1 protein-coding gene is annotated in these 2598 nt (G+C 51.4%); it reads left to right on the forward strand.

All coding sequences use genetic code 11. The features are described from left to right. The first annotated feature begins 226 nt into the window (after positions 1-226). Positions 227-2410, forward strand: a complete 2184-nt coding sequence (locus INT22_RS08305; RefSeq protein WP_193068046.1) for a methyl-accepting chemotaxis protein — start codon at positions 227-229, stop codon at positions 2408-2410. Positions 2411-2598 lie beyond the last annotated feature (188 nt).

Genomic DNA, 2598 nt, shown 5'->3' on the forward strand with positions numbered 1-2598 from the left:
CGATTACTTGAAAGAGGGAATGACGGTGCATTTTGCAAACCGCTATCGTGATGTGGCCAATGTGGTCTTCACGTAGGCGCTTCAATCGATCGTTAAACAACCGTTTAGTTAAGCCGCCGCACCAAAGAGTGCGGCGTTTTTTTAGGGTTATTCAGAGGTTAAATTCCCTTGCAGCAAGTGATAATAGAGGCAAATCAAAATTAAAAGTCCCCTAGGGAGCCTCTGCATGCGCAACAACCAACCCGTCACTCAGCGTGAGTACACGCTTGACGATGAGACTGTGCTGATTTCACGTTCCGATTTGAAGGGCAATGTGACCTACGCTAACGCAGCGTTTGTCGAGGTCAGCGGCTATACCCGTGATGAATTGATGGGAAGCCCTCACAACCTAATTCGCCACCCGGATATGCCGGAAGCAGCTTATGCAGATTTCTGGAAGACGATTAAGTCAGGTGCGAGCTGGCAGGGTACGGTCAAAAATCGTCGTAAAAATGGTGATCATTATTGGGTCACTGCTAGCGTAGCACCGCTCAGGGATGGCGATCGCATCGTAGGGTATACCTCGTTGCGGCGCAAAGCCCCAGCTCAAAGTATTGCGCTGGCAGAAACCGTCTATAAAGAAATACGCGAAAAAGGTAAATCTCGCCGCTACACGCTGGCGCAAGGGGCGCTAAGGCGCCGTGGTGTGGGAGGCTTTTTTGCTCGCTTTCAGTTTAATAGCCTAAAAGCTAAGTTAACGGGTATGGTCGTAGCCTCCATTATTCTAATGGGATTGGCAGGCGNNATTCTAATGGGATTGGCAGGCGGCCTAGGGATGTACGGCTTAATGGTTTCTGGTGAGCGTCTCGATACGTTAAATCGCTCAGGGCTAGAAGCCGTCGCCAATCTTCAGCGAATAGACCGCCAAATCGGACAGGTTGTAACTCAGTTGGAACCTGCTGTTCGTAACCCTCGGCGGGTTGATGTTGATGCAGTTGCCGCATCAATTAGCGAATATTCTCAATCAATACAAACGCTTTGGAACGAGTATCTTACTGACAGCAATGCCGATTCTGAGCGTCTGCAAGCCTTTAGTGTTGGATTAGCGACCTGGGGAAACAGTGTCGATACCACGTTGACGGCGATCAGTGACGCAAATGGCTTTGCTGCTTTCGAAGCTTTTAACGACGGCGTACAACCTACTACAGAGCAGCTAAGAGAGGGCAGTAGCCAGTTAGTAAGCGATGAGCGAGCAAGTGCGGAAGCGCTAGTGAGTCAGGCACAGCAGGGGCGTCAGCAAATGTTGATTGCTCAAGTGGTGTTGATGGTCATTGGTTTGCTGTTGATGGTAGGTCTCAGTACCGTGATTTTAAGGTCAGTGTTGCGCAGCGTAGAAGGGGCGCGACATATTACTTTTCAAATTGCAGCAGGTAATTTGGCTGCTCGCGAACGTCGTGAAACGAAAGACGAGCTGGGCGAGCTGCTCTATTCGTTGGATACCATGCGCTTTAGCTTGGCGAGTATTGTCGGTGATGTAGAACATCGAGTGTCGGTTGTCACGCCTGCTGTTCAGCAAATTGCCGCTGAAAATGAAGAGCTTGCTTCTCGCACCGAGCAGCAGGCGTCATCACTGCAGCAAACGGCCTCTAGTATGGAAGAAATGACGTCCACGGTGCAGCAAAATACTGAGAATGCTCGCCAAGCGACGGAGCTGGCGGTGCAGAATGCCTCAAGCACCCGCGATACCCGAGAGCAAATGCAGCAGTTGGTCGCAAGAATGCAGCGTATTGCCCAAAGTGCTGAAAAAATGGCGGAGATGATTGGCGTCATTGACGGAATCGCTTTCCAAACGAATATCCTGGCACTCAATGCATCGGTCGAAGCTGCACGTGCTGGAGAGCATGGTCGAGGCTTTGCGGTAGTAGCTAGTGAAGTGCGTAACTTGGCGAGCCGTAGTGCTGATGCGGCCCAAGAAATTCGCAAGATGATTGAAAGTACGACGCAAGAGGTCAGTGGCGGCCGTGGCGCGGTCGAGCAAGCTGAGCGAGCCATCGATAATGTGATGCAGCAGGTCAGCCGTGTCAGTGAGCTGATGGAGTCGATTAGCACCGCCTCAAGCGAGCAAAGCAGCGGTATTGGCCAAATTAATTCCGCGATTGCTGAAATGGATAATGTGACTCAGCAAAACGCCACCAAAGTACAAACCATCGCGGCCTCTGCGGATAATTTAGCGCTAGAGACGTTTGAGCTAGCGAATGTAGTGGATGCCTTCCGTCTGGAAGGCGCCCAGGAAGAAAATATTCACTCTGCCCGGGAAAAGCTACAGCAGGTTAATCAAGCGCAGCGTAAAGCATCACTGAAACTGCCTTCAGGCGCTGCGGCAAGAGAAGTGGCTAGTCAAGATCACTCTGCACAGTGGGAGACGTTTTAACTCTGACAAATTGGCAAGGGAGGTTGCTCTCACCATCTAGTCTCCACGGTGCGCTCATGCCACAATCTAAGGCCGCTGGATTCACTTGCCTGTCGCCAAGAATGCGGTAGGCCACGATAAAGATGTAGAAGAGGACACCATGCCCGAGTATCGCTCCCGTACGACCACCGCCGGCCGTAATATGGCCG

Source organism: Halomonas sp. 3D7M, from assembly GCF_014897885.1.
In the GTDB taxonomy this organism is placed as follows: domain Bacteria; phylum Pseudomonadota; class Gammaproteobacteria; order Pseudomonadales; family Halomonadaceae; genus Vreelandella.